Origin of the sequence: Parabacteroides provencensis (assembly GCF_900232875.1) — a bacterium.
In the GTDB taxonomy this organism is placed as follows: Bacteria; Bacteroidota; Bacteroidia; order Bacteroidales; family Tannerellaceae; genus Parabacteroides; species Parabacteroides chinchillae.
Genome location: NZ_LT960488.1, coordinates 138,919 through 161,321, shown reverse-complemented (window position 1 = coordinate 161,321; position 22,403 = coordinate 138,919). Strand labels below are relative to the sequence as shown.

The following is a 22,403-nucleotide window of genomic DNA, read 5'->3' as shown; positions in this document are numbered from 1 at the left end:
TAAATGGAATAATGAGATGAATGTAGAGATAATAACAATAGGCGACGAGTTGCTTATTGGCCAGGTGATTGATACGAATTCGGCCTGGATGGGCCGGGAATTGGGCGATGAAGGTTTCCATGTTGTATGGCGTACTACGGTTGGGGATGAAGAACAAGATATGCTGGATGCTTTTGATGCTGCTATGCACAGGGCACAGATCGTACTTGTGACCGGCGGTATCGGTCCTACTAAAGATGATATTACCAAGAAGACGCTTTGTAAATACTTTGATAGCGATATGCACTTTTCAGACGAAGTGTATAAAAATATAGAAAGTATTTTTTGCCGGACCGGGCGTACAATGAATGAACTTACCCGTAGCCAGGCAATGGTTCCTGATAAATGTACCGTAATCCAGAATCAGGCAGGTACGGCTCCGTGTACCTGGTTTGAAAGGGATGGCAGGGTACTGGTTTCCATGCCGGGTGTTCCTTATGAGATGAAATGGTTAATGACGAATGAAGTTATTCCCCGTTTGAAAAATAAATATCGCCGTGATCTGTTTATCAAGCATCAGACTTGTTGGGTGACCGGCTATTCGGAATCGGCTCTGGCAATTAAACTGATCGATTTTGAAAATGCATTACCTTCATTTGTTAAACTGGCCTATCTTCCTCAACCCGGAATTATCCGTCTTCGTCTTTCAGCCTACGCATCCGCAGAAGAAGATGCGAAACAGGTTATATCCGAACAGAAAAATAAATTGCATGCCTTATTGGAAGGAAGTATTCTGGTGGAAGAAGACAAACCGTTGGAAGAATTGGTAGGGGAGAAGTTACGCTCTTTGCATTTAATGATGGGAACGGCCGAAAGTTGTACCGGAGGACGTATTGCAGGAATGATTACCTCTGTGGCCGGTAGCTCTGAATATTTTTCAGGCAGTGTGGTGTCTTATTGTAATGAGGTAAAACATAATGTGCTCGGAGTCTCCGAAGATGATTTGAAGCAATATGGAGCAGTGAGCCAGCCTGTTGTGGAACAGATGGCTATGGGAGCTATTCGGGTTTTAGGTTGTGACTGTGCGGTTGCTACATCAGGCATTGCCGGACCCGGGGGTGGAACACCTGATAAGCCTGTAGGTACAGTTTGGATTGCAGCCGCTTATAAGGATAAAGTGGTGTCGGAATGTTATCATTTTGGGGCTATTCGTGAACAAAATATCCAACGTTCTGCTAACACTGCACTGTTGATGTTGCTGAATCTACTTTAAAATGAAGCGATGGCCGGCGCAATGAGCCGGTATCCTTCTTCATTTGGGTGTACCCCGTCGCTGAATAGGGATTCGTCTATTTTGCCATCTTTTCCAAGAAGAGCTACACCGGCATCAATATAAATATAGCTTTCTTTATCGACCATTTTATTAATTTGTTCGTTAAGTTGTTTGATCCGTGCTTCGCGATCCTTTCGCGGGAGAATGCCTACAACTTTGATAGCTGCCTTTGGTTGGCGCTCGCGAATGGCCGACAGGAGAAAACGAAGGCCTTCGATAATATCATTGTCGCTGTTTATGTCCACGTTGTTGGTCCCTATCATTAATACAATCTTTTGGGTTTCGAATCCGCTTAATTCGTCGTGGTAAATACGCCAAAGAACATTCTCGATACGGTCGAACCCAAATCCCATATTGTGAAAACCTTCTTTCCGCATCACTTTGTTCCAGCTATCTGTGCCGTTCCGGCGTGGTCCGATAGGCTCTCCTCCCCAAAAATGGGTAATTGAATTTCCTAATATAACGGCTTTGGGTGTTTCTTTTTGGCTTAAAGCCAGAATATCCTGATGGCGTGCCTGCCATTCGTAATTGTGCGGCTCTCTGCGTTGGGTTACGGGTGTGGTGGTAGATAACTTGCCAACAGGTAGTTTTAATATTTCACGTACTTTCTTTTCAATGGCACGACTTTGTGCTTCCATTCCATAATCGGAGGGATGTACATAATCTACCCATCCATCGGCTGGCAGATCGAGCTCGTCATGCGAAAGATAAAAAATGTCTTTTACGCCTTCCTTTATCAGTTGATCAAATGCTTTGTGCTGGCTTATGTTTTTTTGCGTATAAGCATTAAACATGCTACTGTCTGTGTCTGCATTACTACATCCTGCATGATCGATTAACAGGATAGGGGTATTTCTTGTTTCTCGTATCTGATGTACGGCATCACATACCAACCGGATTATTTCCGGTTCTGTTTTTCCATATATATTGGGCAGGCAATCCAGAATATAGAGACGGGCATCTATTTCGGTAATGAATTGCAAAACACCTTGTTCAAGACGGCCATTGCCTGAAAAGCCTAGATTAATCAACGGATATTCCAGAGACCGCTGCATGATGGTACTCCACGCCATTGCCGGACGTGAGGCGCATGCCCCCTGGGAAACGGATGTTCCGTACAGAACAATAGGTTTCTCCTGAAAAACAGGAATGAATGTCAATTCGCAGCTATCGGGTACACCTATTTCCATCCATTGTACACTGTTATACAGTGGAAGATACAAACTATACTCATATCCATGGGAATGAAGCGGACTCTTTTCTGTGATATTGTAAAAATACTGGATTGTGTCGCCAAAAGAATATCCGCCGTAACAGAAATGGCTTTTCCCGTTTTCGTCTTTACAATACATATCTACACCTGATACACCGGTAGATGGCATGTGAGGCATGTTTAACGGACCGCTTACCGTGTAGCGGACTTTTATCCGGGGTGCATTACTGTAGAAATGAATGGAGAGGCCCGACGAGTTGCGCGACAGTTCCCATACTATCGGTCTGACGGCTTGTTCAGCCCGGTTGGGAAGTCTTACATATGTTTTTCCTATTTCATTTGTCCAGCCTTGATTCTGAATAACCGGAATATCTGTTTTCTGCGGATTATACCAGCGCCATTGTGCATTTGCCAGAGAAAATGTGAAGCAAAATAGTAATAGATAGAGTGGTCTCATGTGTGTGATAGATAAAATAGAACATTTGTTTCTGAATAAGGGCAAAGATAAGAAATTAATAACTGCGAAAAAATATCAACAGATACATTTCAACTATAAGAAGTTATGACTAGATTTGCGTATAATTAAAATAATAGAAAATGGAATCAATACAGGAAAAAGCTGCTGCAATAGTAGCCAATGCACAAATTATTACATTGGCATCTATTGATGAGAATGGTTATCCGCGACCGGTTGCAATGGTAAAAATCAAGGATGAGAAAGGAGATATTTATGTATCTACCGGAACAAGTTCGGCAAAGACGGCTCATTTCAAAGCTAATCCTAAAGCCGGAATGTCTATTGTAGAGGGTGGCAATAGTATTGTTTACACTGGTGAGGTGGAAATTGTAACTGACGAAGCGCTGAAACATACTCTTTGGGGAGACTGGATGCTGGAACATTTTCCGGGAGGTGTGAATGATCCTGAATATTGCGTATTGAAGTTTATTCCGAAATCCGCCACTTATTGGATTGATAATGTATTTGTAAAAGACGGAAAATATATGAATCTTTTCTGCCAGAGTTGTGGTATGCCAATGCAAACATCTGAATTATTCGGAACAAATAAAGACGGTTCGGTGAATCAGGAGTATTGTTGTTATTGCTACAAGGATGGAGGATTTACTCAGGATTGTACAATGGACGGGATGATTGAACATTGCATTAAATATCTTGACGAGTTTAACGGAGCCTGTAATACTCAATTCTCGAAAGAAGAAGCGATTGCACAGATGAAAGAGTTTTTTCCAAAACTCAAACGGTGGAAGAAGTAAACAACAGATTGAGATGTAAATATTTAATACCATAATACCATGAATGTAAAAGCATTATTGTTTTTCTGTGTTCTTCTGGGAAGTATGCCTGCAATGGCCCAAAAGAATTATAATCTGCAATCGCCGGATAAAGTATTGCAGGCGCAGATCACGGTTGGCGACGATATTCAATTTTCGTTAACTCATGACGGGACTGAGGTTTTGGCTCCATCCACTATTTCTATGACATTACAGGATGGGGAAGTATTGGGAGCTAAGCCCAAAGTGTCAAAAGTGGTGAAGGCTTCGGTTGATAAGGAGATACTTTCTCCTTTTTACAAGAAATCCGTAGTAAAGGATGAATATAACGAAGCTACCATTTCCTTTGCGGGTAATTACAGTATTGTATTCCGCTTGTATAACGAAGGATTGGCATATCGTTTTGTAACAAAAAAGAAAGGTGATATTATTGTGGTAGGAGAGGAAGCTGAATATAACTTTTCTAAAGACCATAAAGCATTTGCCGCTTATGTAAACAATAAGGCTGAAACATTTGAGAAGCAATATTTTAATTCATTTGAGCAACCTTATGTAAACGAATCTATTACTAAGCTGAACAACCAGCGTTTAATGATACTTCCTTTTTTGGTGGAATTGGATAATGGTAAGAAAGTTTGTATTACAGAAGCCGACCTTGAAGAGTTTCCCGGAATGTTTCTGAATAATTCAGCAGATAAGCCATGTTTGAAAGCAATACATGCTCCTTTTCCTAAAATAGAAGAACAAGGCGGACATAACCGTTTGCAGATGCTTGTCAAAGAACGTGAGAATTTTATTGCGAAGACAAAAGGTACGCGTTCTTTCCCTTGGCGTGTGTTTACTGTATCTACAGATGATAAAGAACTGGCCGATTGTGATATGGTATATCGTCTGGCTTCCCCTTCCAAAGTGAGTGATATTTCGTGGATCAAACCCGGAAAAGTCGCTTGGGACTGGTGGAATGACTGGAATCTATATGGTGTCGATTTTCGTGCTGGGATAAACAACGAAACCTATAAATATTATATAGATTTTGCTTCGGCTCATGGTATCGAGTATGTTATATTGGATGAAGGTTGGGCAGTGAATCTGCAGGCAGATATGTTGCAGGTAATTCCTGAAATCAATTTGCAAGAATTGGTAAATTATGGAAAAGCAAAGAATGTAGGTATTATTTTGTGGGCTGGTTATTGGGCTTTTGCGCGTGATATGGAAAATGTGGTCAAGCATTATGCAGATATGGGTGTGAAAGGATTTAAGATAGATTTTCTGGATCGTGATGACCAGAAGATGGTTGAGTTTGTCTACAAAGCAGCTAAAGTATGTGCCGAAAATAAGATGCTTGTGGATTTTCATGGTGTATTTAAACCAACCGGATTACAGCGTACATATCCGAATGTGCTGAATTATGAAGGTGTAAACGGTTTGGAGCAATTGAAATGGTCGCCCGAATCGTATGATATGGTTACGTATGATGTCACAATTCCGTATATTCGTATGATGGCTGGTCCGATGGATTACACACAGGGAGCTATGCGTAATGCATCCCGTTGGAATTATCGTCCGGTTAATTCTGAGCCTATGAGTCAGGGAACGCGTTGCCGCCAGTTGGCTACTTATGTGATATTTGAATCGCCGTTTAATATGCTTTGTGATAATCCATCTAACTATATGCGCGAAAAAGAATGCACGGAGTTTATTGCCAATGTTCCTACTGTATGGGATGAAACTGTTTCTTTGGATGGCAAAGTAGCCGAATATATCGCTATGGCGCGTAAGCATGGTGATGATTGGTATGTTGGTGCTTTGACAAACTGGGAACCGCGGGAGTTGACTCTTGACCTTTCTTTCTTGGGCGAAGGTAATTATAAAATAGAATTATTTAAGGATGGTATCAATGCCGATCGTGCGGCTTGTGATTATAAAAAAGAAATTCTTTCTGTTCCGGCTGATCGCAAGTTGAATATAAAAATGGCTCCCGGCGGTGGTTATGTTGCCCGTATTTATAAATAATGAAATGTAGAATTGGTGTTTCGGGAATTCATCTCGGCCATTTATAAAAAAGATCCCGATGATTTGACTAAATCATCGGGATCTTTTTTATAATTATGTATTAGGTTGTATGTCGTCCCATTCTGCTTGATTATTGGCACCTATTAGCCAGTTGAATACATAGTGGCGTTCTTGTACAACTCCGCTTTCCAGAGATGCTGGTGTTTCTTTCCCGTGTATTCTGGCATCTACACAAGCCCAATTATAGCGGAGAATCAGGTCGGCTTCATCTAATATTTCGTCTTTTCCCCGCATCCGGATTTTCTCTTGCAAAGAATCCTGAGTGTGGTTCCATAAAATAGAAGCGATTCCGCGAACGTCGCATATTTCTTCTGGGTAATTTAATTTATCCAGCCCTAATGCCCAAAGCAATACAGTACAACATTCGTACCTCCAGACAAACTGGACGCATTCGTTTTTTTCGGGAGATTCGTTGTCAATATAAGCTGTTTCGGCAGGTGAAAAGGAAATAGGGTATCGTTTTTTCACTTCGTCTATATATTCCAACGCATTTTCGCGGCTTCCTTCTTCTGATAGTATGACTTCAGAATAAACAGAAACAGCAAACAGAGATGCGAGACGTTTCAATATTTCTTCCGGCGTGCGTATTTGAGCTTCTGCTTCTGTTATGGAACTGCGTAAATGTGAAGCATAAGGTATGCCTTTTTCTTTTAACTTTTCAATAGAGTGTCGTTGCCTGGCTTTATCGGCTTCGGTGTCTTCCGGTCGGTTGGTATCCAGATAGTCGGCATTTGCAACAGGAGAGAATTTTTCCAACTCTGTTTCGCCTTTTATGGAAAAGACCAGTTCGCCTGTTCCGTTGTATATTTCCATAGCCGGGAAAAGTAGGAACCCTTTTATCTCATTTGCTATAGCAAACATTGTGTTAATAAGGTAATTGGTACGATTCTGATCTTCGTTTTCTTCAAAAGTGATTCCTGTTATGGAATTAAAATATTGAATCTGGTATATGATATTCTTTTTTATGTCTTCATGCTTTGTCTCAGCTTGCGCGAAATAATTTGCCATACCAGTTTGATGATTGCTTACAAATTGGGGATCGGTGTTGCTGTGATTGAAAAAGAATGTCATTTCGGTATCGTCCTGTAGTATCAAGGTTAGTTGTTTGTCTTTTTCGTCATATTCTTTAGTTACAGGATTAAAATGCTTTTTGATGGCTTCCGGAATGCGGGCTTGATTGCCAATTACCGTATATAATGTGATATTTCTTTTTTCCATGACAATATAAATTTAGAGTAAATGATTAATGGAAGCAAGATACGTTTGAAATATGGAAAAAGGAAGATGTTGTAATTTTTTTTACAAAAAAGTTGTCCAAAGTTTGGAGATTAAAAAATAAAGCCTACCTTTGCACCGCAATCAGACATAAACAACGTTCCTGATTTGCAAAACGGGGTGTAGCGCAGTCCGGTTAGCGCACCTGCTTTGGGAGCAGGGGGTCCCAGGTTCGAATCCTGGTACCCCGACATAGAAGATCAGATAGCTATTATTAGCTGTCTGGTCTTTTTTTTATACCCTCAGGTTTTCGATGTAATTTCTTTTTATTTTGTAAATTTGTAACCGGTTTAGAACAATGTGCCTTTTATCAATAATGTATGAAAACGAATAGAAGAGAATTTCTCAAGACTCTTGGAGGGGTGGCTGCTTTTACCATTGTGCCACGTCACGTGTTAGGAAGGGGTTTTATTGCCCCAAGTGATCAATTAACAAAAGGAATTATAGGAACAGGAGGCATGGGGTGTGGCCATGTAAACTATGCGGGGACACGTTTGGTTGCTGTTTGTGATGTAGACAAAAACCACTTGGAGCAGGGTAGGCGGTTGGTGAATGAAAAGATAGCGGCTTATCATGATTTCCGTGATTTGATTTTAGATCCGAATGTAGACATAGTCCATATTGCTACCCCGCCTCATTGGCATGGAATTATGTCTGTTGAAGCAGCGAAGGCGGGAAAAGATATCTGGTGTGAAAAGCCGATGACCCGTACTATTGGAGAAGGAAAACGGGTCATGGAGGCTATAAAGCAGAATGGGCGTATGTTTAGGTTAAATACGATATACCGTTTTGCCGATTCAATGTTCTATGGACTAGGCACACCTGCAAAACCGTTGAAGAAGTTGATTCAAAGCGGTATGTTGGGTTGGCCATTGAAGGTAACCATTAGCAAACATACCGGCTTCGATTGGAAATTCTTCTGGGTAGGGAAAGAATATCTCGAACCGCAACCAATACCAAAGGAACTGGATTACGACTTCTGGCTGGGGCCGGCTCCATATAAGCCATATAATGCTCATCGCGTACATCAAACTTTTCGCGGCTATTGGGATTATGATGGAGGAGGTCTGGGAGATATGGGGCAGCATTATATTGATCCTGTTCAATATCTTTTGGGTAAAGATGAAACCAGTCCTGTGAAGGTGGAGGTCGATGCTCCGCAGCAACACCCTGATGCAGTAGGTGTATGGCGTTCTATCACTTATACATATGATGATGGTTGTCAGATCGTACTTTGGGGTGAAGATTTCGGTGATCCTAACACACCTTATGTGTCAGGCCCGAAAGGCAACGTGTATAAGAATTTTGTATGTGATATTCCGAATTGGGAGAAGAAGTTGGCCGATTATCCTGAGCCGGAACCTCAGGTGACAGACTTTCTGGAAAGTGTGAAGACCCGTCAACCATTTGCATTGAACGAGCGAAATGGTTTTCGTTCGGCGACAATTGTCAATTTGGGAACAATTGCTCTCCGCTTGAACCGTACTTTGAATTTTGATCCCGTAAAACTGGAGTTTATTGACGATGAGGCCGCAAATCGCCTGATCGATCAGCCGATGCGTGCTCCGTGGAATATCTGATCCTTTTGGATAATACTTGAAATATTTTAGCTATCACAGAAAGGATATTCCTGCTGTGATAGCTTTTTTTATTTATTTGCTGAGAAGTGTTAGTCGGTGGAAGCAACCCGAAAAGATTAATTACCGCTGAGATTTCAGCCAGGCTGCATAATCAGAATAAAACTTATCAGCTTTAGGTTGTCCTAATGTTGCAATCGAGCCGGGTTTGCTCATAAATCCGCTATATTGATAAATCAATATTTTTTCAACGAAAGGAGAAACATCTTCCATTTGCACTAAAAGGCGGTCGAATGTAGAAGGAATTGCCGGACTAGTATAGACAGGCCCTTCAAAATCAAAAATTTCCAGATCCGCCCAGATTTTTGCACGCCCTGCTTTGTTATGAGCTTTAGACAAAGCTTCAAAATACTTACCTACCTCTCCTGCTTTTGATTTTTGTACGCCAACTTCATCTTGGTAAGCGATAATATCCACATCCAGTTTTTCCAACCGTTTTGCATAATAATCGTCAGCTTTTACAGTCCGCGTTCCGTAAGGAGCAATCATTGTCTTACAATTTGGGGTCAACTTATGAGCCAGTCTGGAATTATCATTTACATAACCTATTGTAATATCATCCATTGTCTCAACAAGGTTTGATTCGTTTGGATAATACCAGCCGTAAAAGCTCTTATGATGGGAATATTTTTCGGCAACCTCTTCCATGCCCTTAGCACGTAAGGCTGCAATTTCTTTGCCTGTCATCATTTTACCCAATTCGCGGGGATCTCCCCAATAATCGTTGCTGACAAAGAATTTTATCCCAAATTCATCAGCGGCGCTAAGGACTGTTTCCAATGGATCGGGAGAAGCCAAATCATACCTGGGTTGCAATTTGGAAGGATAAAAAGTTTTTCCATCATCGGCAACTGAAAGTAATACGAGATATTCCATACCTAAGTCGCGGATGTCTTTTATCATTGCCCGCCACTGTTCATCAGTGTATTTATAAAGAATAGGGTTCCAATACTTTGCAGCAGCATGAGAATGATGTAGAAACTCGAACCAGGAGCCGGCAACCGGTTTTATATTCGGGTTTTGTTTGTACTTTGATGCTATCAAGTCGTTTGGTATCAATGCTGCAGTGGCAGCTAGTCCTGTTAATTGTAGAAATTTACGTCTATCCATAATTAGTATTAAATATAAAATGTCTCCAGGTTAATAAATTAAGTTGTTAATTATATATTTATGCTGCAAAAATAATAATTAAAAGACTATTTTGTTTGACTTAATTTATAAATAATGGTAATTTAAAGAAGTGTTTTGATGATAAATAATGAAAAATTGAAGAATAAGTAAATGTTTTTCTTTAATTAGCATTGTTTTTTGTATTTTTGTGCGAGTACGAAATAAAAAGACTCTATTATTCATAAAATTGATTTTAACTATAGAAGAATCAGTGTGATTTTTTATAATAAGTTTGTTGATGTAAGATTAAATTTTTTTGCTAAGTATGAAAAAGCTGTTTGTAGGTACTATCTTTTTAGTTATGGTATCGTTGTTCTCTTGTCTGTGTGCAGGTGAGCCAATCCGTGTTATTGTGTTTGGGGCTCATCCGGACGATTGTGATGTGAATGCTGGAGGGACGGCTGCATTGTTTGCACAAATGGGGCATAAGGTAAAGTTCGTTTCTTTGACGAATGGTGATAAAGGACACCATCAGATGCAGCCGGAAGCCTTAGCTGCCAGAAGAAAAAAGGAAATGCAAGAAGCCGGACGCAGTTTAGGTATCGTATATGAAAATTTGGATAATCATGATGGCGAATTAATGGCTACTTTGGAAAACAGGAAAAAGGTAATCCGTATGATCTGTGACTGGAAGGCTGATGTTGTAATTACCCATCGTCCGAATGATTATCACCCGGATCATCGGTATGCATCAACAATCGTACAAGATGCAGCTTATATGATTTCTGTTCCGTTAATGGTTCCGGGAGGCGAACCTTTGTTAAAAGCTCCAGTGTTTTTATATATGCAGGATAGTTTCCTAAAACCAAATCCTTTTTCTCCGGATATCGTAATTGATATAACTCCTGTGGTAGAAAAGAAATTAGATGCTATTTGTGCTCATGAATCACAGGTGTATGAATGGTTGCCATGGAATGGAGGTTATGAAAATGACGTGCCTGCTGACGCGCCGGGTAAAAGAAAATTGTCGGCTGATCATTTTTTGTGGCAGAAGATGTCTGATAGATATATAGAGCCGGCGTTAAAGTGGTATTCTCCGGAACAGATTAAATCTATAACTTATTTTGAAGCTTTTGAAGTTTGTGAATACGGAAATGTACCGGACAGAGAAACAATATTACAATTGTTTCCTATGTTACCGAGATAATGTTGAGATAATTATATGTAGAAACACGACAACCGAATTAAAACCCATAGGCACAATGAATGCTTAGCATAAAATGGTTGTCGTGTTTTGTCCAAGAGAAATCTGTGGTCGACCCAAAATGGAAGTGCTCTAAATGAATTAAGTCGTAAACTAATTCGAAGTGCGTGGAGAATTGAACTTTCTTTGTATGTTCATGTTCTTCGTTATGCTCATGTTTATGATTGAAGAAAGTAATACCCGGCATTATCGCTATGTTCAATTTATCAAATAACTCATATTTTCCTCCTACACTAAGAGTCCAATATGAACCATGTGATGAAACCTGTTCTATGCTGCCGCATCAGGTTCAAAACTTCTTATCCGGACTTTAATATAAAGTATTAAATGTTCGTTTGAAATTAATAATAAGCAATGAATAATAATATTATTATAATATTTATCTTTGCGGTTGCCGTAGCATTTTTAACGTATTAGTCTGCGGTGGAGCGGGTTGTTTTGATAAACAATCTTTTGTAAGTATACGAAAATTAAATAGATAAATCAGAAATGTACAGAACGAGAACTTGTGGCGACTTACGTCTGGCAGATGAAGGACTTGTAGTTACTTTGTCCGGATGGGTGCAAAAAACACGTAAAATGGGTGGTATGACGTTCGTTGATATCCGCGACCGTTATGGTATCACACAGCTTGTCTTTAATCAGGAAGTAGACGCTTCTCTTTGTGAAAAAGCAAATAAACTGGGACGTGAATATGTGATTCAGGTAACCGGAACAGTGCGCGAACGTTCCAGTAAGAACTCAAACATACCAACGGGAGATATAGAGCTGATTGTTTCGGAGTTGAATATCCTGAACTCGGCCGTTACCCCTCCATTCACGATTGAAGATGAAACCGATGGCGGAGATGATTTGCGTATGAAATTCCGTTATCTGGATTTGCGTCGTAATGCTGTCCGCAAGAATCTGGAACTACGTCATAAAATGACTTTCGAGGTACGTAATTATTTGGATAAACAAGGATTTTTAGAAGTAGAAACACCTATTCTGGTTAATTCTACGCCCGAAGGTGCACGCGACTTTGTTGTTCCTTCACGTATGAATCCGGGACAATTCTATGCACTTCCGCAGTCTCCCCAGACACTGAAGCAATTGTTGATGGTTTCGGGTTTTGATCGTTATTTCCAGATTGTTAAGTGTTTTCGTGATGAAGATTTACGTGCCGACCGTCAGCCTGAATTTACACAGATAGACTGTGAAATGAGTTTTGTTGAACAGGAAGACATCATTACTACTTTTGAAGGAATGGCAAAACATCTGTTTAAAACAATTCGTGGTGTAGAGATAAAAGACGCATTTCAGCGTATGACTTGGCATGATGCTATGAAGCTATATGGAAGCGACAAACCGGATTTACGTTTCGGCATGCCGTTTGTCGAGTTGATGGATATTTTGAAAGGTCACGGTTTTTCAGTATTTGATAATGCAGCTTATGTTGGCGGTATTTGTGTTGAAGGTGCGGCTACTTATACCCGTAAGCAGTTAGATCAATTGACCGAGTTTGTGAAACGTCCGCAAGTTGGTGCTAAAGGTTTGGTTTATGCCCGTGTGGAAGCAGATGGCAGTGTGAAATCAAGTGTGGATAAATTCTATACGCAGGAAACATTGCAGAAGATGAAAGAAGCTTTTGGTGCAAAACCGGGTGACTTGATTTTAATTCTTTCAGGCGATGATATAATGAAGACTCGCAAGCAGCTATGCGAATTGCGTTTGGAAATGGGCAGTCAGTTAGGTTTGCGTGATAAAGATAAATTTGCTTGTTTGTGGGTGATCGACTTCCCGTTGTTTGAGTGGAGTGAAGAAGATCAGCGATTCTATGCAATGCATCATCCGTTTACCTCTCCGAAGCCCGAAGATATTCCGTTGCTGGATAGCGATCCGGGTGCAGTTCGTGCTAATGCTTATGATATGGTTATCAATGGTGTTGAAGTAGGAGGCGGTTCTATCCGTATCCACGACAGCCAGTTGCAGAATAAAATGTTCCATTTGCTTGGCTTTACGGAAGAAAGCGCACAAGCTCGTTTCGGCTTCCTGATGAATGCTTTCAAATATGGTGCACCTCCTCATGGAGGTTTGGCTTACGGCCTGGATCGTTGGGTCTCATTGTTTGCCGGTTTGGATTCAATTCGTGACTGTATAGCATTCCCGAAAAACAATTCCGGACGTGATGTCATGTTGGATGCCCCGTCAATTATCGACGATTCTCAGTTGGAAGAACTTTGCATACAAGTCAACGTAAAAGAATAATTCCGTATAAGTAAAAAAGATTCCATTCGGGAGAAATTGAAATTTCTCCCGAATGGAATTTAATTTTCTTCCGAAAGGAATCAAAAACAGATATTAGGAATGATATGCTGAAGGTAAAAGATATATTGAAGGAAATAGAGCATTTTGCCCCACTGCCGTTGCAGGAAGGTTTCGATAATGCCGGCGTACAGGTTGGTGATGTGAATCAGCTTGCTACAGGTGCGATGCTCTGCCTGGATGTTACCGAAGAGGTAATAGACGAGGCGATTGAAACAGAGTGTAATTTGATCATTTCTCACCATCCTTTGGCCTTTAGAGCGTTTAAATCGCTTACCGGTTCTACTTATATAGAACGTTGCTTGATGAAAGCCTGTAAGTATGATCTGGTTATTTATGCTGCCCATACGAATCTGGATAATGCAGTAGGCGGAGTAAATTATCGTTTGGCAGAGATGATAGGTTTACAGAATATCCGTATTCTCAGTCCTCAGAAAAATGCGTTATTAAAACTGGTGACATTTGTTCCCGAAGCGTATGCCGAAATTATGCGTACTACCTTATTTAATGCCGGAGCAGGAAGTATTGGTAATTATGATTCTTGTAGTTATAATCTGTATGGCGAAGGAACTTTCCGTGCTAATGAAGGATGCAATCCCTTTTGTGGCGAAATCGGAGAAGTGCATATAGAAAAAGAAGTTCGTATAGAAACGATTTTACCGGCTTTCCGTAAATCTGCAGTGATGCGTGCTTTGCTATCCGTTCATCCTTATGAAGAACCAGCTTTTGATTTTTATCCGCTTGATAATACTTGGAACCAGGCAGGTTCGGGTGTGGTAGGAGAATTGGTGGAAAGTGAGGATGAATTGAGTTTTCTGCAAAGAATCAAGGATTTGTTTCATGTAGGATGCGTGAAACATTCGCCCTTTACAGGTAAGCAAATTCGTGAAGTGGCGGTTTGCGGAGGAAGTGGTGCCTTTTTGATAAAAGATGCCATAGCCTACGGGGCAGATGTGTTTATAACCGGAGAAGCTAAGTATAATGACTTTTATGATGTGGAAGATCGTATTTTGTTGGCAGTTATAGGGCATTATGAATCCGAAGTCTGTACAAAAGACATCTTTTATAATATAATATCGAAAAAATTCCCTACCTTTGCAGTGCATTTATCGAGTGTTAATTCAAACCCAGTAAAATATTTATAGAATGGCTACAGATAAACAATCAGCTGAAAAAGAATATACAGTTGAAGAAAAGCTTTCTACACTGTATCAACTTCAGACGATGATGACTGAAATTGATAAGATCAAAACGCTTCGCGGTGAACTTCCTTTGGAAGTACAGGATTTGGAAGATGAGATTGCAGGATTGGAAACCCGTCTTCAGAATTATCAGTCAGAAATTAAAGATTTTGAAACTTCTGTTGTTGATCAAAAACATAAGATTACAGAATCTACCGGACTGATTGAAAAATATAAATCACAGTTGGATAATGTACGCAACAACCGTGAATTCGACAATTTGTCAAAAGAAATTGAATTTCAGGGATTGGAAATTGAATTTTCAGAAAAGAAGATCCGCGAATTTGGCGAGGCTATTAATGTCAAGAAGAATGAAATTGCTGAACTTACTGAAAAACTGGACGGTCGTAAGGCTGATTTAGTTCAGAAGCAGGATGAATTGGAACAGATTATTTCTGAAACAAAACAAGACGAAGAAAAACTTCGTGAAAAAGCTAAAAAACTGGAAGCTGTCATAGAGCCCCGTTTGCTGGCTGCCTTTAAAAGAATCCGTAAAGGTGCGCGCAATGGTTTGGCGGTAGTGTATATCCAGCGTGATGCCTGTGGTGGTTGCTTCAACAAGATTCCGCCTCAGAAACAAATGGATATTAAATTACGTAAAAAGATCATTGTTTGCGAATATTGCGGACGTATTATGATTGACCCTGAATTGGCAGGTGTGGAAGATTAAGTATTCTGTTTAGATAGACAATATTGGATTCCCCTCTTGAGTAAAGGCTTTATTGCTTATAATTCAAGAGGGGAATTGGTTATTAACTTATCATGATAAATACCATTCGTACATATATAGAAAAACACCGGTTACTTGCTGATGATGGCAGGCCTGTGTTAATTGGGTTGAGTGGCGGAGCTGACTCTGTAGCTTTGCTGGCCTTGCTTGTACGTTTGGATTATCCGTGTATGGCTGTTCATTGTAATTTCCATTTACGCGGAGATGAATCTATTAGAGATGAACATTTTGCAAAAGACTTTGCCGACTCATTGCATGTTCCTTTTTATAAGGTCGATTTCGATACGACTGCTTATGCCGGAGAAAAACATATCTCTATTGAGATGGCAGCCCGTGAGTTGCGTTATACTTGGTTTGAAGGGATGCGTTGTAAGCTGGATGCTCAGGCTATAGCTGTTGCTCATCATCGGGATGACAGTATAGAAACGTTATTAATGAACCTGATTCGTGGAACAGGTGTACGCGGTATGCGCGGTATTCGTCCTAAGAATGGATATATCGTACGTCCGTTGTTGCCGGTGAGCCGTGAAGAAATTCTTAAATGGCTGGCCGAACAACACTATTCATATGTTACGGATAGTACAAATTTGTCGGATGCTTATACACGTAATTTTATACGGCTGAGAGTACTTCCGCTTTTAGAGGAGATTAATCCGGCAGTACGGAATACAATAGCAAGAACGGCGGAACATTTATCGGCTGTAGAAACTATATATAATAATGTGATAGAAAATGCCCGCAACCAAATAATGGTTGCGAAAGATAGCCTTTCTGTAAAAACTTTGCTCACTTTCCCATCGCCTGATACTATTTTGTATGAGTTGCTGAAACCTTTTAATTTTACCAGATTAGTAACTGATGATATTTATTTGTCTTTACGAGGAGAATCAGGCAGGCAGTTTTATTCTTCTACCCACCGTTTGATTAAAGACCGCGATTATTTATTTTTATCTTCTTTACAGGAAAAAGAGGCGAAAATTTATATTTTAGATGAAAAAACAACAGAATGTAGTGAACCTGTTGAACTATCTTTCCGTAAGATTGTTTTAAATAAGGAATTTCATATTGAGAAAAATAAGCACATAGCTTATTTTGATTATGATAAGCTTACTTTTCCTCTTTCATTGCGAACATGGCAAGAAGGAGATTGGTTTATTCCTTTTGGAATGACTGGCCGTAAAAAGTTAAGTGATTATTTTTCCGATCATAAATATACTATATTTCAGAAAGAACAAACAAGGTTATTATGTAGTGGAGATAATATCATTTGGTTGGTTGGTGAGCGGTCTGATAATCGTTTTCGTATAGATAAAACAACAAAACATATACTGATTGTAAAATTTTTTTGTTGAATTCAACTGAATCTGTAAAAATGTTCTTACATTTGCAAAGATTTACTCCGCAGATGTGTTACTAATAATTCGAGTTAGTTAGACAATCCGGTTTTTACATGAAACATTTAAACTAATTAAGATACAATGATAACGTTGTGCACGCGTCTTTCCATGGCTGTGCGTGCGGCGTTTATATTATTTACTTCGCAATATGCAAAAATATAACATTCTAGAACTAAATGAAAAACTTCTTCCTGAACTTCAGAGTATAGCGGAAGAGTTAGGTATTAAGAAAGTCAGTAGCCTTAAAAAAGAGGAACTTGTATATAGGATCCTTGATGAACAAGCAATTTCTTTCGCAGGAATACAAGCCGAAAAAGAGGCTAAAAAGGCGGAAAAGCAAACCCGTACCAAAAAGACCTCTAAAGCTGTGACAAAGACTGCAAAGGCTGAACCTAAAGAAGATGCTAAAAAACAGGAAATAAAACCTGCTGCTGAAAAGGTGGAAGCAAAACCTGCAGCTGAAAAGAAAGAACAAAAAGAGCAACAACAGGATCGTAAAAAACGGATTCGTATTGAAAAGAAAGAAAAGGTTGCCGGGGCTATAGCGCCGGTTTNCGTGTGGCTATCGCCCGTGCTGTGGTTTCCAACCCGAAGATCATCCTTGCGGATGAGCCTACCGGTAATCTGGATTCAAAGAATGGGGCGGAGGTAATGCAACTCCTCACCGAGCTGAATAAGGAAGGAACCACAATTGTAATGGTGACCCACTCCAAGCATGATGCGAGCTTTGCCCACCGTGTTATCAATTTGTTCGACGGTAGCATTGTATCTTCGGTTAGCGAGTTTATTTAATAGATAAATAGATGAAGACTATTATACGAAATTTCATGTTTGTCTTGCGGCGCTTCAAGATGGCGATGTTGCTGAACGTGTTTGGTCTGAGTATCGCTTACGCTGCCTTTATGATCATTATGATGCAGGTATCGTACGATAATCATTTCGATTCGTGCCAGCCCAATGCCACTTCTATCTTCCGCATGGACAGATCCGGATGGGGCGGATCTTCAGCCGTTTCTTCCCGTCCGTTGGAACGGACAGCCAGGGAGTTGTCGCCTCATATAAAGTATGGCGTTGTTCTCTCTTCATGGGGAAACAATACTTTCTTCTCCGTTGAGCATAATGGCGAAAAAGCAAATTATAAGGAGCAGTTTAAAGCTGCAACACCGGATTTACCCCATGTATTCGACTTCGATTTTACAGAGGGTGACGCTAATGCGCTTTCTGCTCCCAACTCTGTGATCATCCCCGAGAGCTTTGCCCGTAAGTATTTTGGTAATGAACCGGCTTTAGGCAAGGCACTTCTTAACCCTGATAATGGCGAAACCTACCGCACGATAGGCGGCGTATATAAGGACTTCCCGCGTAACTCATCGCTCACCAATATCATTTATGAGCGGATGAGCGACTCCGAAAACTATGACCAGTGGGGCAACCAGAACTACCAGATATTCTATCGTCTGGATGATCCGGCAAATGTTGATATAACGAAGTCGAACATCAAGAAGAATATAACGGCAGAAAGAGTATTCAATACGGAAGACGATTTGCAGTGGGATAAAAACGGCGTAGACCTTACCTTTACACCGTTGTCCGAGTTGCACTTCCTGGGAAAGGTAGACTATGATCCGTTTCCCAAGGCAAGCCGGCAGACAATCATTGTCCTTATCAGTATAGCACTTGTCATTCTGATCATTGCCGGCATTAACTTTACTAATTTCAGCACGGCACTGACGCCGATGCGTATTAAAAGTATCAATACGCAGAAAGTTCTGGGAAGCCCGGATACTTTGTTAAGGGGCAGTTTGCTGCTTGAAGCCATAGGCATCAGCCTGCTTTCATATCTGTTGTCGCTGGGGTTATTGCATATAGCCAATATAACGACGGTCGCATCCCTGGTGGAGGTCGATCTCTCTTTTGCACAGCAACCTTTTATTATTGCCGGTATGGCAGGCGTTGCAGTGCTGGTAGGCTTGCTGGCCGGTTTATATCCGTCTTACTATATCACTTCATTTCCGCCGGCGCTGGTCTTGAAAGGCAGTTTCGGGCTTTCGCCTAAAGGACGTCACTTGCGTAGTGCATTGGTAAGTGTCCAGTTTATAGCATCGTTTGCTTTAATAATCGGCTCACTCTTTATGTATCTGCAGAATTACTATATGCAGCATACACCGTTGGGTTATGATAAAGATGAGATGATTGTGGTTCATATCAACCAGAAGATTAATGACCGCCGCGATGCGTTTGTTTCCCAGCTCAAAACCTTCTCGGGTATTAGCGATGCTACCTATGCACATTCACTGCTGGCAAGTGGAGACACCTATATGGGCTGGGGATTCAAGATGAATAATAAAAACATCAACTTCCAGTGTATTCCGGTCTCTTCCTCTTTTCTGAGGGTGATGGGTATCGATGTGCTCGAAGGGCGCGATTTCCGTCCGGAAGACGACATCAACGGAGGCTATTATATTTTCAACCGAAAAGCCGTAGAGCAATATGACATAAAGCTGGGTGACAAGATTAACGGTGATGAAGTTATAGGCTTTGTTCCCAATATTAAATTTGCTTCCCTTCGTACCGAAGTATCACCGATGGCCTTTTATATCTGGGGAAAGAGTATGTGGCGGGATGCCAACGTACCTGTTTTCTTCAGCGTAGCTTATGTCAAGGTAAAAGCCGGTAGCGATTTGCGTGCTGCAATGGAGCATGTGCAAAGCACATTGAAAAAGTTTGATCCGGCTTATCCGTTCGATGTCAAGTTTTACGATGAAGTCTTGCAGTCTACCTACGAGAAGGAGCAGAAGATAAGTTCGCTTATCACATTATTCAGTTTGATAGCCGTGTTTATCTCAATTGTGGGAGTATTTGGACTGGTGGTGTTCGACAGCGAATATCGCCGTAAGGAAATAGGCGTGCGCAAGGTGCTGGGCTCCACTACCGGGCAAATCCTGATCATGTTTAATAAAACGTACTTACGCATTTTGGTAATATGTTTTGTCTTGGCGGCTCCCATTGCAGCTTATGCTATTTCGGGTTGGCTCGAAAACTTTGCCTACCGTATCCCGATGTACTGGTGGGTGTATGCCATTGCTTTTGTATTAATACTTATCATCACTGTGGCTACTGTTACATTCCAGAACTGGCATGCTGCAAACAGCAATCCGGTGAACAGTATCAAGAGTGAATAATAAACCGGGTTTGTATGAAAACGATAATACGTAACTTTCTAAGTGTGTTGAGGCGGTTTAAAATGGCAACCGCATTGAACCTGGCCGGTCTTGCGGTTGCCTTTGCTGCCTTTATAATCATACTTATACAAGTAAATTTCGAACGTAATTTCGATAAATGCCATCCTACTGCCAACCGTGTTTATCGGTTGGATCTGACGGGAGGAGGGACTTTCTCCACTATTTTGCCCCGTGCTTTCATTGAAGCCTTTATTTCGTCGTCTCCGCATATTGAAGCGGGTACACTTATTAATCCGTATATCGGGCCGATATACTTCTCGGTGCAGGAGGGGGGAGAGAAGCATGGTTTCAGAGAGACGATACAGACGTGCCACCCGGCTATTACGAGCGTTTTCGGTTTCCCTATTGTAGAAGGAACGGCAGATTGTCTGAAAGAACCGGATAAGGTGATTATCCCCCGGAGTTTAGCTTCCAAATTATTCGGTAGCCAGCCTGCCGTTGGAAAAGCAATCCGGGCCGAAGAACCGGTCTGGTCCAAAGAACGTCAAGATTTTACGGTAGGAGCGGTGTATCGCGACTTCCCCGGCAATACGCAGATGCGCAATGTTATTTATTCTGCAATGGACGAGAACTTTGCACGGACTAACTTCGCGGCAAGCAACTATATCTGTTATGTGTTGCTGGACGACCCGTCATCGGCCCGGGATGTGGTGGATAACTTCAACAGGCATTTCGACTTCACTAAGATCGGCGATTCAGGCCAACGTGTTAAAATAGTTCCGTTGACAGATATATATTACCTGAATGAAGACCATGACGGCAACATCTTCCATAGTGGCGATAAGGAGGTGATGACGTTATTGTTCTGGATCGCAATCCTTATTATCATTGTGGCCGCAATTAACTTTACGAATTTCAGTACAGCTCTTACACCGTTGCGGATAAAAAGCATCAATACGCAGAAGGTACTGGGTAGCTCAGACCGTTTGCTTCGCGGATCGCTGTTGATAGAGGCCATTGCTATATGTATGATCGGTTGGTTTATCAGCCTGTTCATCGTATGGGCATTGAATGAAACCGCTTCGTTGCCGTTTATCGACGCCGATCTGAGCCTTTCCGGCAATCTTCCTGTTGTATTGCTTTCGGCAGTGATAGTTTTGTTGACAGGTGTAATTGCTGGTATCTACCCTGCCTATTATATAACCTCTTTCGCGCCTGCTCTCGTATTGAAAGGCAGCTTTGGCCTGTCTTTTTCGGGACGTAAACTGCGTACGGCACTGATAAGCATTCAGTTTGTAGTCTCGATCATGCTGATTATAGGCGCTTGCTTTATGCGCTTACAGAATAGTTATATGCGTAGCTTCTCGTTAGGCTTCGATAAAGACCAGATTGCTATTATTGAGTTGGGCGGACAATTATACAAGGAGCATCACGAAACGTATGCAAACCGCCTCAAAGACTATCCTGGCATAGAAGATGTGGCCTTCTCCATGCAAAAGCTAGGTTCGAGAGATGGCTATAGTACCAGCGGCGGTGAGTATAAGCAGAAGGAGTTCCATTACTTTATGTTACCTGTCTCGGATAATTTCTTAGGCACAATGGGTATCCGTGTTACCGGCGGCCGCGATTTCCAACGTTCCGACAGCCAGTCGCCCGACTATGCTTATATCTTTACCGAAACAACCCGGAAAGAGATGGATATGGACGCCGGCGATCTGTTTGGCGGCTGGGGCGGCCATACCGGACGTATTGCCGGTTTCTGCGAAAACGTCAAGTTTACTTCCCTTCGCCAGGGAGAGAACAATATAGGCTTTTTCGTAACGGAAGGATTCAGCCTGCCCGTCTCTTATGTCCGTTTGAAAGCCGGTACGGATGTGCATGCAGCGGTGGAGCATATCCGTAAAACTCTTGCCGACATTGATCCGGCTTTTCCGTTTGATGTCGAGTTCTATGATACGGTATTCAACAACCTGTATCATCGGGAAGAGAGTCTGCGAAGCATGATAACCCTGTTTAGTTTGCTGGCTATCATCATTTCTCTGGTAGGTGTGTTTGGCCTGGTTGTGTTTGAAACACAGTATCGCCGTAAAGAGATTGGGATCCGCAAGGTGCATGGAGCAACCGTGCGTGAAATACTGGCCATGTTTAATAAAGCCTATTTCCGCATTGTAGCCATTTGTTTTGTGGTGGCAGCCCCGGTTGCCAGGTATGGTGTGAAAACATGGCTCGAAAGTTTTGCCTACAAGACACCGATGTATTGGTGGGTGTTTGCCATTGCCTTTCTTATAGTAATGGCCATAACGATGGCAACTGTTACTTTCCAGAACTGGAAAGCTGCTAATGCGAATCCTGTAAACAGCTTGAAAAGCGAGTAG

At 41.3% G+C, this 22,403-nt stretch carries 14 protein-coding genes, 1 tRNA gene and 3 pseudogenes; 15 read left to right on the top strand and 3 right to left on the bottom strand.

The window, feature by feature from the left end; genetic code table 11:
• Positions 1–16: 16 nt before the first annotated feature.
• The gene (locus tag CTY47_RS00660; protein WP_099462953.1) at positions 17–1,252 is read left to right on the top strand and encodes a CinA family nicotinamide mononucleotide deamidase-related protein; all 1,236 of its coding nucleotides are present in this window, start codon (positions 17–19) and stop codon (positions 1,250–1,252) included.
• Here CTY47_RS00660 and CTY47_RS00655 read toward each other — a convergent pair.
• Positions 1,249–2,982: an SGNH/GDSL hydrolase family protein gene (locus CTY47_RS00655; RefSeq protein ID WP_099462952.1), complete on the bottom strand. Its 1,734-nt coding sequence runs from the start codon at positions 2,980–2,982 to the stop codon at positions 1,249–1,251. The genes CTY47_RS00660 and CTY47_RS00655 overlap by 4 nt on opposite strands.
• 140 nt (positions 2,983–3,122) lie before the next feature.
• On the opposite strand from CTY47_RS00655, the pseudogene CTY47_RS00650 reads away from it, so the two are divergent.
• From CTY47_RS00650 to CTY47_RS00640, 3 genes and pseudogenes are all read left to right on the top strand, one after another.
• Positions 3,123–3,485 (top strand): annotated as a pseudogene (locus CTY47_RS00650) (pyridoxamine 5'-phosphate oxidase family protein); the annotation flags it as partial.
• 42 nt (positions 3,486–3,527) lie between these two features.
• Entirely contained in the window at positions 3,528–3,797 is a 270-nt protein-coding gene (locus CTY47_RS00645; RefSeq protein WP_099464014.1) for a zinc ribbon domain-containing protein, read from the top strand.
• 39 nt (positions 3,798–3,836) lie between these two features.
• Positions 3,837–5,828 (top strand): glycoside hydrolase family 97 protein, encoded by a 1,992-nt coding sequence (locus CTY47_RS00640; protein ID WP_099462951.1) that lies wholly within the window; start codon positions 3,837–3,839, stop codon positions 5,826–5,828.
• Positions 5,829–5,921: 93 nt separating this feature from the next.
• Here the strand turns inward: CTY47_RS00640 and CTY47_RS00635 are convergent, their stop codons facing one another.
• Positions 5,922–7,106, bottom strand: coding sequence for a DUF4272 domain-containing protein (locus CTY47_RS00635; protein WP_099462950.1), 1,185 nt, complete (start codon positions 7,104–7,106; stop codon positions 5,922–5,924).
• Between the two features lie 173 nt (positions 7,107–7,279).
• Here CTY47_RS00635 and CTY47_RS00630 point away from each other — a divergent pair.
• Both CTY47_RS00630 and CTY47_RS00625 read left to right on the top strand, forming a co-directional pair.
• Positions 7,280–7,354 (top strand) — tRNA-Pro (locus tag CTY47_RS00630).
• Positions 7,355–7,483: 129 nt separating this feature from the next.
• Positions 7,484–8,743, top strand: a complete 1,260-nt coding sequence (locus tag CTY47_RS00625) for a Gfo/Idh/MocA family oxidoreductase (RefSeq protein ID WP_099462949.1) — start codon at positions 7,484–7,486, stop codon at positions 8,741–8,743.
• Positions 8,744–8,863: 120 nt separating this feature from the next.
• Here the strand turns inward: CTY47_RS00625 and CTY47_RS00620 are convergent, their stop codons facing one another.
• Positions 8,864–9,910 carry a DUF4434 domain-containing protein gene (locus CTY47_RS00620; RefSeq protein WP_099462948.1) on the bottom strand — a complete coding sequence of 349 codons (1,047 nt, stop codon included), beginning with the start codon at positions 9,908–9,910 and terminating at the stop codon, positions 8,864–8,866.
• 325 nt (positions 9,911–10,235) lie between these two features.
• Here CTY47_RS00620 and CTY47_RS00615 point away from each other — a divergent pair, with 325 nt between their 5' ends.
• The 9 genes and pseudogenes from CTY47_RS00615 (at position 10,236) to CTY47_RS00575 (ending at position 22,403) form a co-directional block, all read left to right on the top strand.
• Positions 10,236–11,117 carry a PIG-L deacetylase family protein gene (locus CTY47_RS00615; RefSeq protein ID WP_099462947.1) on the top strand — a complete coding sequence of 294 codons (882 nt, stop codon included), beginning with the start codon at positions 10,236–10,238 and terminating at the stop codon, positions 11,115–11,117.
• 546 nt (positions 11,118–11,663) lie between these two features.
• Complete coding sequence (aspS, locus tag CTY47_RS00610) at positions 11,664–13,421, top strand: aspartate--tRNA ligase (protein WP_099462946.1); 1,758 nt, start codon at positions 11,664–11,666, stop codon at positions 13,419–13,421.
• Between the two features lie 104 nt (positions 13,422–13,525).
• Positions 13,526–14,623 carry a Nif3-like dinuclear metal center hexameric protein gene (locus CTY47_RS00605; protein ID WP_099462945.1) on the top strand — a complete coding sequence of 366 codons (1,098 nt, stop codon included), beginning with the start codon at positions 13,526–13,528 and terminating at the stop codon, positions 14,621–14,623.
• 1 nt (position 14,624) lies between these two features.
• Positions 14,625–15,389, top strand: a complete 765-nt coding sequence (locus CTY47_RS00600; protein WP_099462944.1) for a zinc ribbon domain-containing protein — start codon at positions 14,625–14,627, stop codon at positions 15,387–15,389.
• A gap of 92 nt (positions 15,390–15,481) precedes the next feature.
• A complete protein-coding gene (gene tilS / locus CTY47_RS00595; protein WP_099462943.1) occupies positions 15,482–16,801 on the top strand; it encodes a tRNA lysidine(34) synthetase TilS in 1,320 nt (439 codons plus the stop codon).
• 193 nt (positions 16,802–16,994) lie between these two features.
• Positions 16,995–17,396, top strand: a pseudogene (locus CTY47_RS00590) (Rho termination factor N-terminal domain-containing protein); the annotation flags it as partial.
• Positions 17,397–17,401: 5 nt separating this feature from the next.
• Positions 17,402–17,638 (top strand): annotated as a pseudogene (locus CTY47_RS16875) (ABC transporter ATP-binding protein); the annotation flags it as partial.
• Between the two features lie 11 nt (positions 17,639–17,649).
• Complete coding sequence (locus tag CTY47_RS00580; RefSeq protein ID WP_099462941.1) at positions 17,650–20,028, top strand: ABC transporter permease; 2,379 nt, start codon at positions 17,650–17,652, stop codon at positions 20,026–20,028.
• 14 nt (positions 20,029–20,042) lie between these two features.
• Positions 20,043–22,403: an ABC transporter permease gene (locus CTY47_RS00575; RefSeq protein WP_099462940.1), complete on the top strand. Its 2,361-nt coding sequence runs from the start codon at positions 20,043–20,045 to the stop codon at positions 22,401–22,403.

Excerpts from the sequence above, each read along its gene's own strand:
- CTY47_RS00635 (WP_099462950.1), bottom strand. The coding sequence starts at position 7,106 with ATGGAAAAAAGAAATATCACATTATATACGGTAATTGGCAATCAAGCC.
- CTY47_RS00625 (WP_099462949.1), top strand. The coding sequence starts at position 7,484 with ATGAAAACGAATAGAAGAGAATTTCTCAAGACTCTTGGAGGGGTGGCT.
- CTY47_RS00660 (WP_099462953.1), top strand. The coding sequence starts at position 17 with ATGAATGTAGAGATAATAACAATAGGCGACGAGTTGCTTATTGGCCAG.
- aspS (WP_099462946.1), top strand. The coding sequence starts at position 11,664 with ATGTACAGAACGAGAACTTGTGGCGACTTACGTCTGGCAGATGAAGGA.
- CTY47_RS00605 (WP_099462945.1), top strand. The coding sequence starts at position 13,526 with ATGCTGAAGGTAAAAGATATATTGAAGGAAATAGAGCATTTTGCCCCA.
- CTY47_RS00600 (WP_099462944.1), top strand. The coding sequence starts at position 14,625 with ATGGCTACAGATAAACAATCAGCTGAAAAAGAATATACAGTTGAAGAA.
- CTY47_RS00645 (WP_099464014.1), top strand. The coding sequence starts at position 3,528 with ATGAATCTTTTCTGCCAGAGTTGTGGTATGCCAATGCAAACATCTGAA.
- CTY47_RS00655 (WP_099462952.1), bottom strand. The coding sequence starts at position 2,982 with ATGAGACCACTCTATCTATTACTATTTTGCTTCACATTTTCTCTGGCA.
- CTY47_RS00620 (WP_099462948.1), bottom strand. The coding sequence starts at position 9,910 with ATGGATAGACGTAAATTTCTACAATTAACAGGACTAGCTGCCACTGCA.
- tilS (WP_099462943.1), top strand. The coding sequence starts at position 15,482 with ATGATAAATACCATTCGTACATATATAGAAAAACACCGGTTACTTGCT.
- CTY47_RS00640 (WP_099462951.1), top strand. The coding sequence starts at position 3,837 with ATGAATGTAAAAGCATTATTGTTTTTCTGTGTTCTTCTGGGAAGTATG.
- CTY47_RS00615 (WP_099462947.1), top strand. The coding sequence starts at position 10,236 with ATGAAAAAGCTGTTTGTAGGTACTATCTTTTTAGTTATGGTATCGTTG.
- CTY47_RS00580 (WP_099462941.1), top strand. The coding sequence starts at position 17,650 with ATGAAGACTATTATACGAAATTTCATGTTTGTCTTGCGGCGCTTCAAG.
- CTY47_RS00575 (WP_099462940.1), top strand. The coding sequence starts at position 20,043 with ATGAAAACGATAATACGTAACTTTCTAAGTGTGTTGAGGCGGTTTAAA.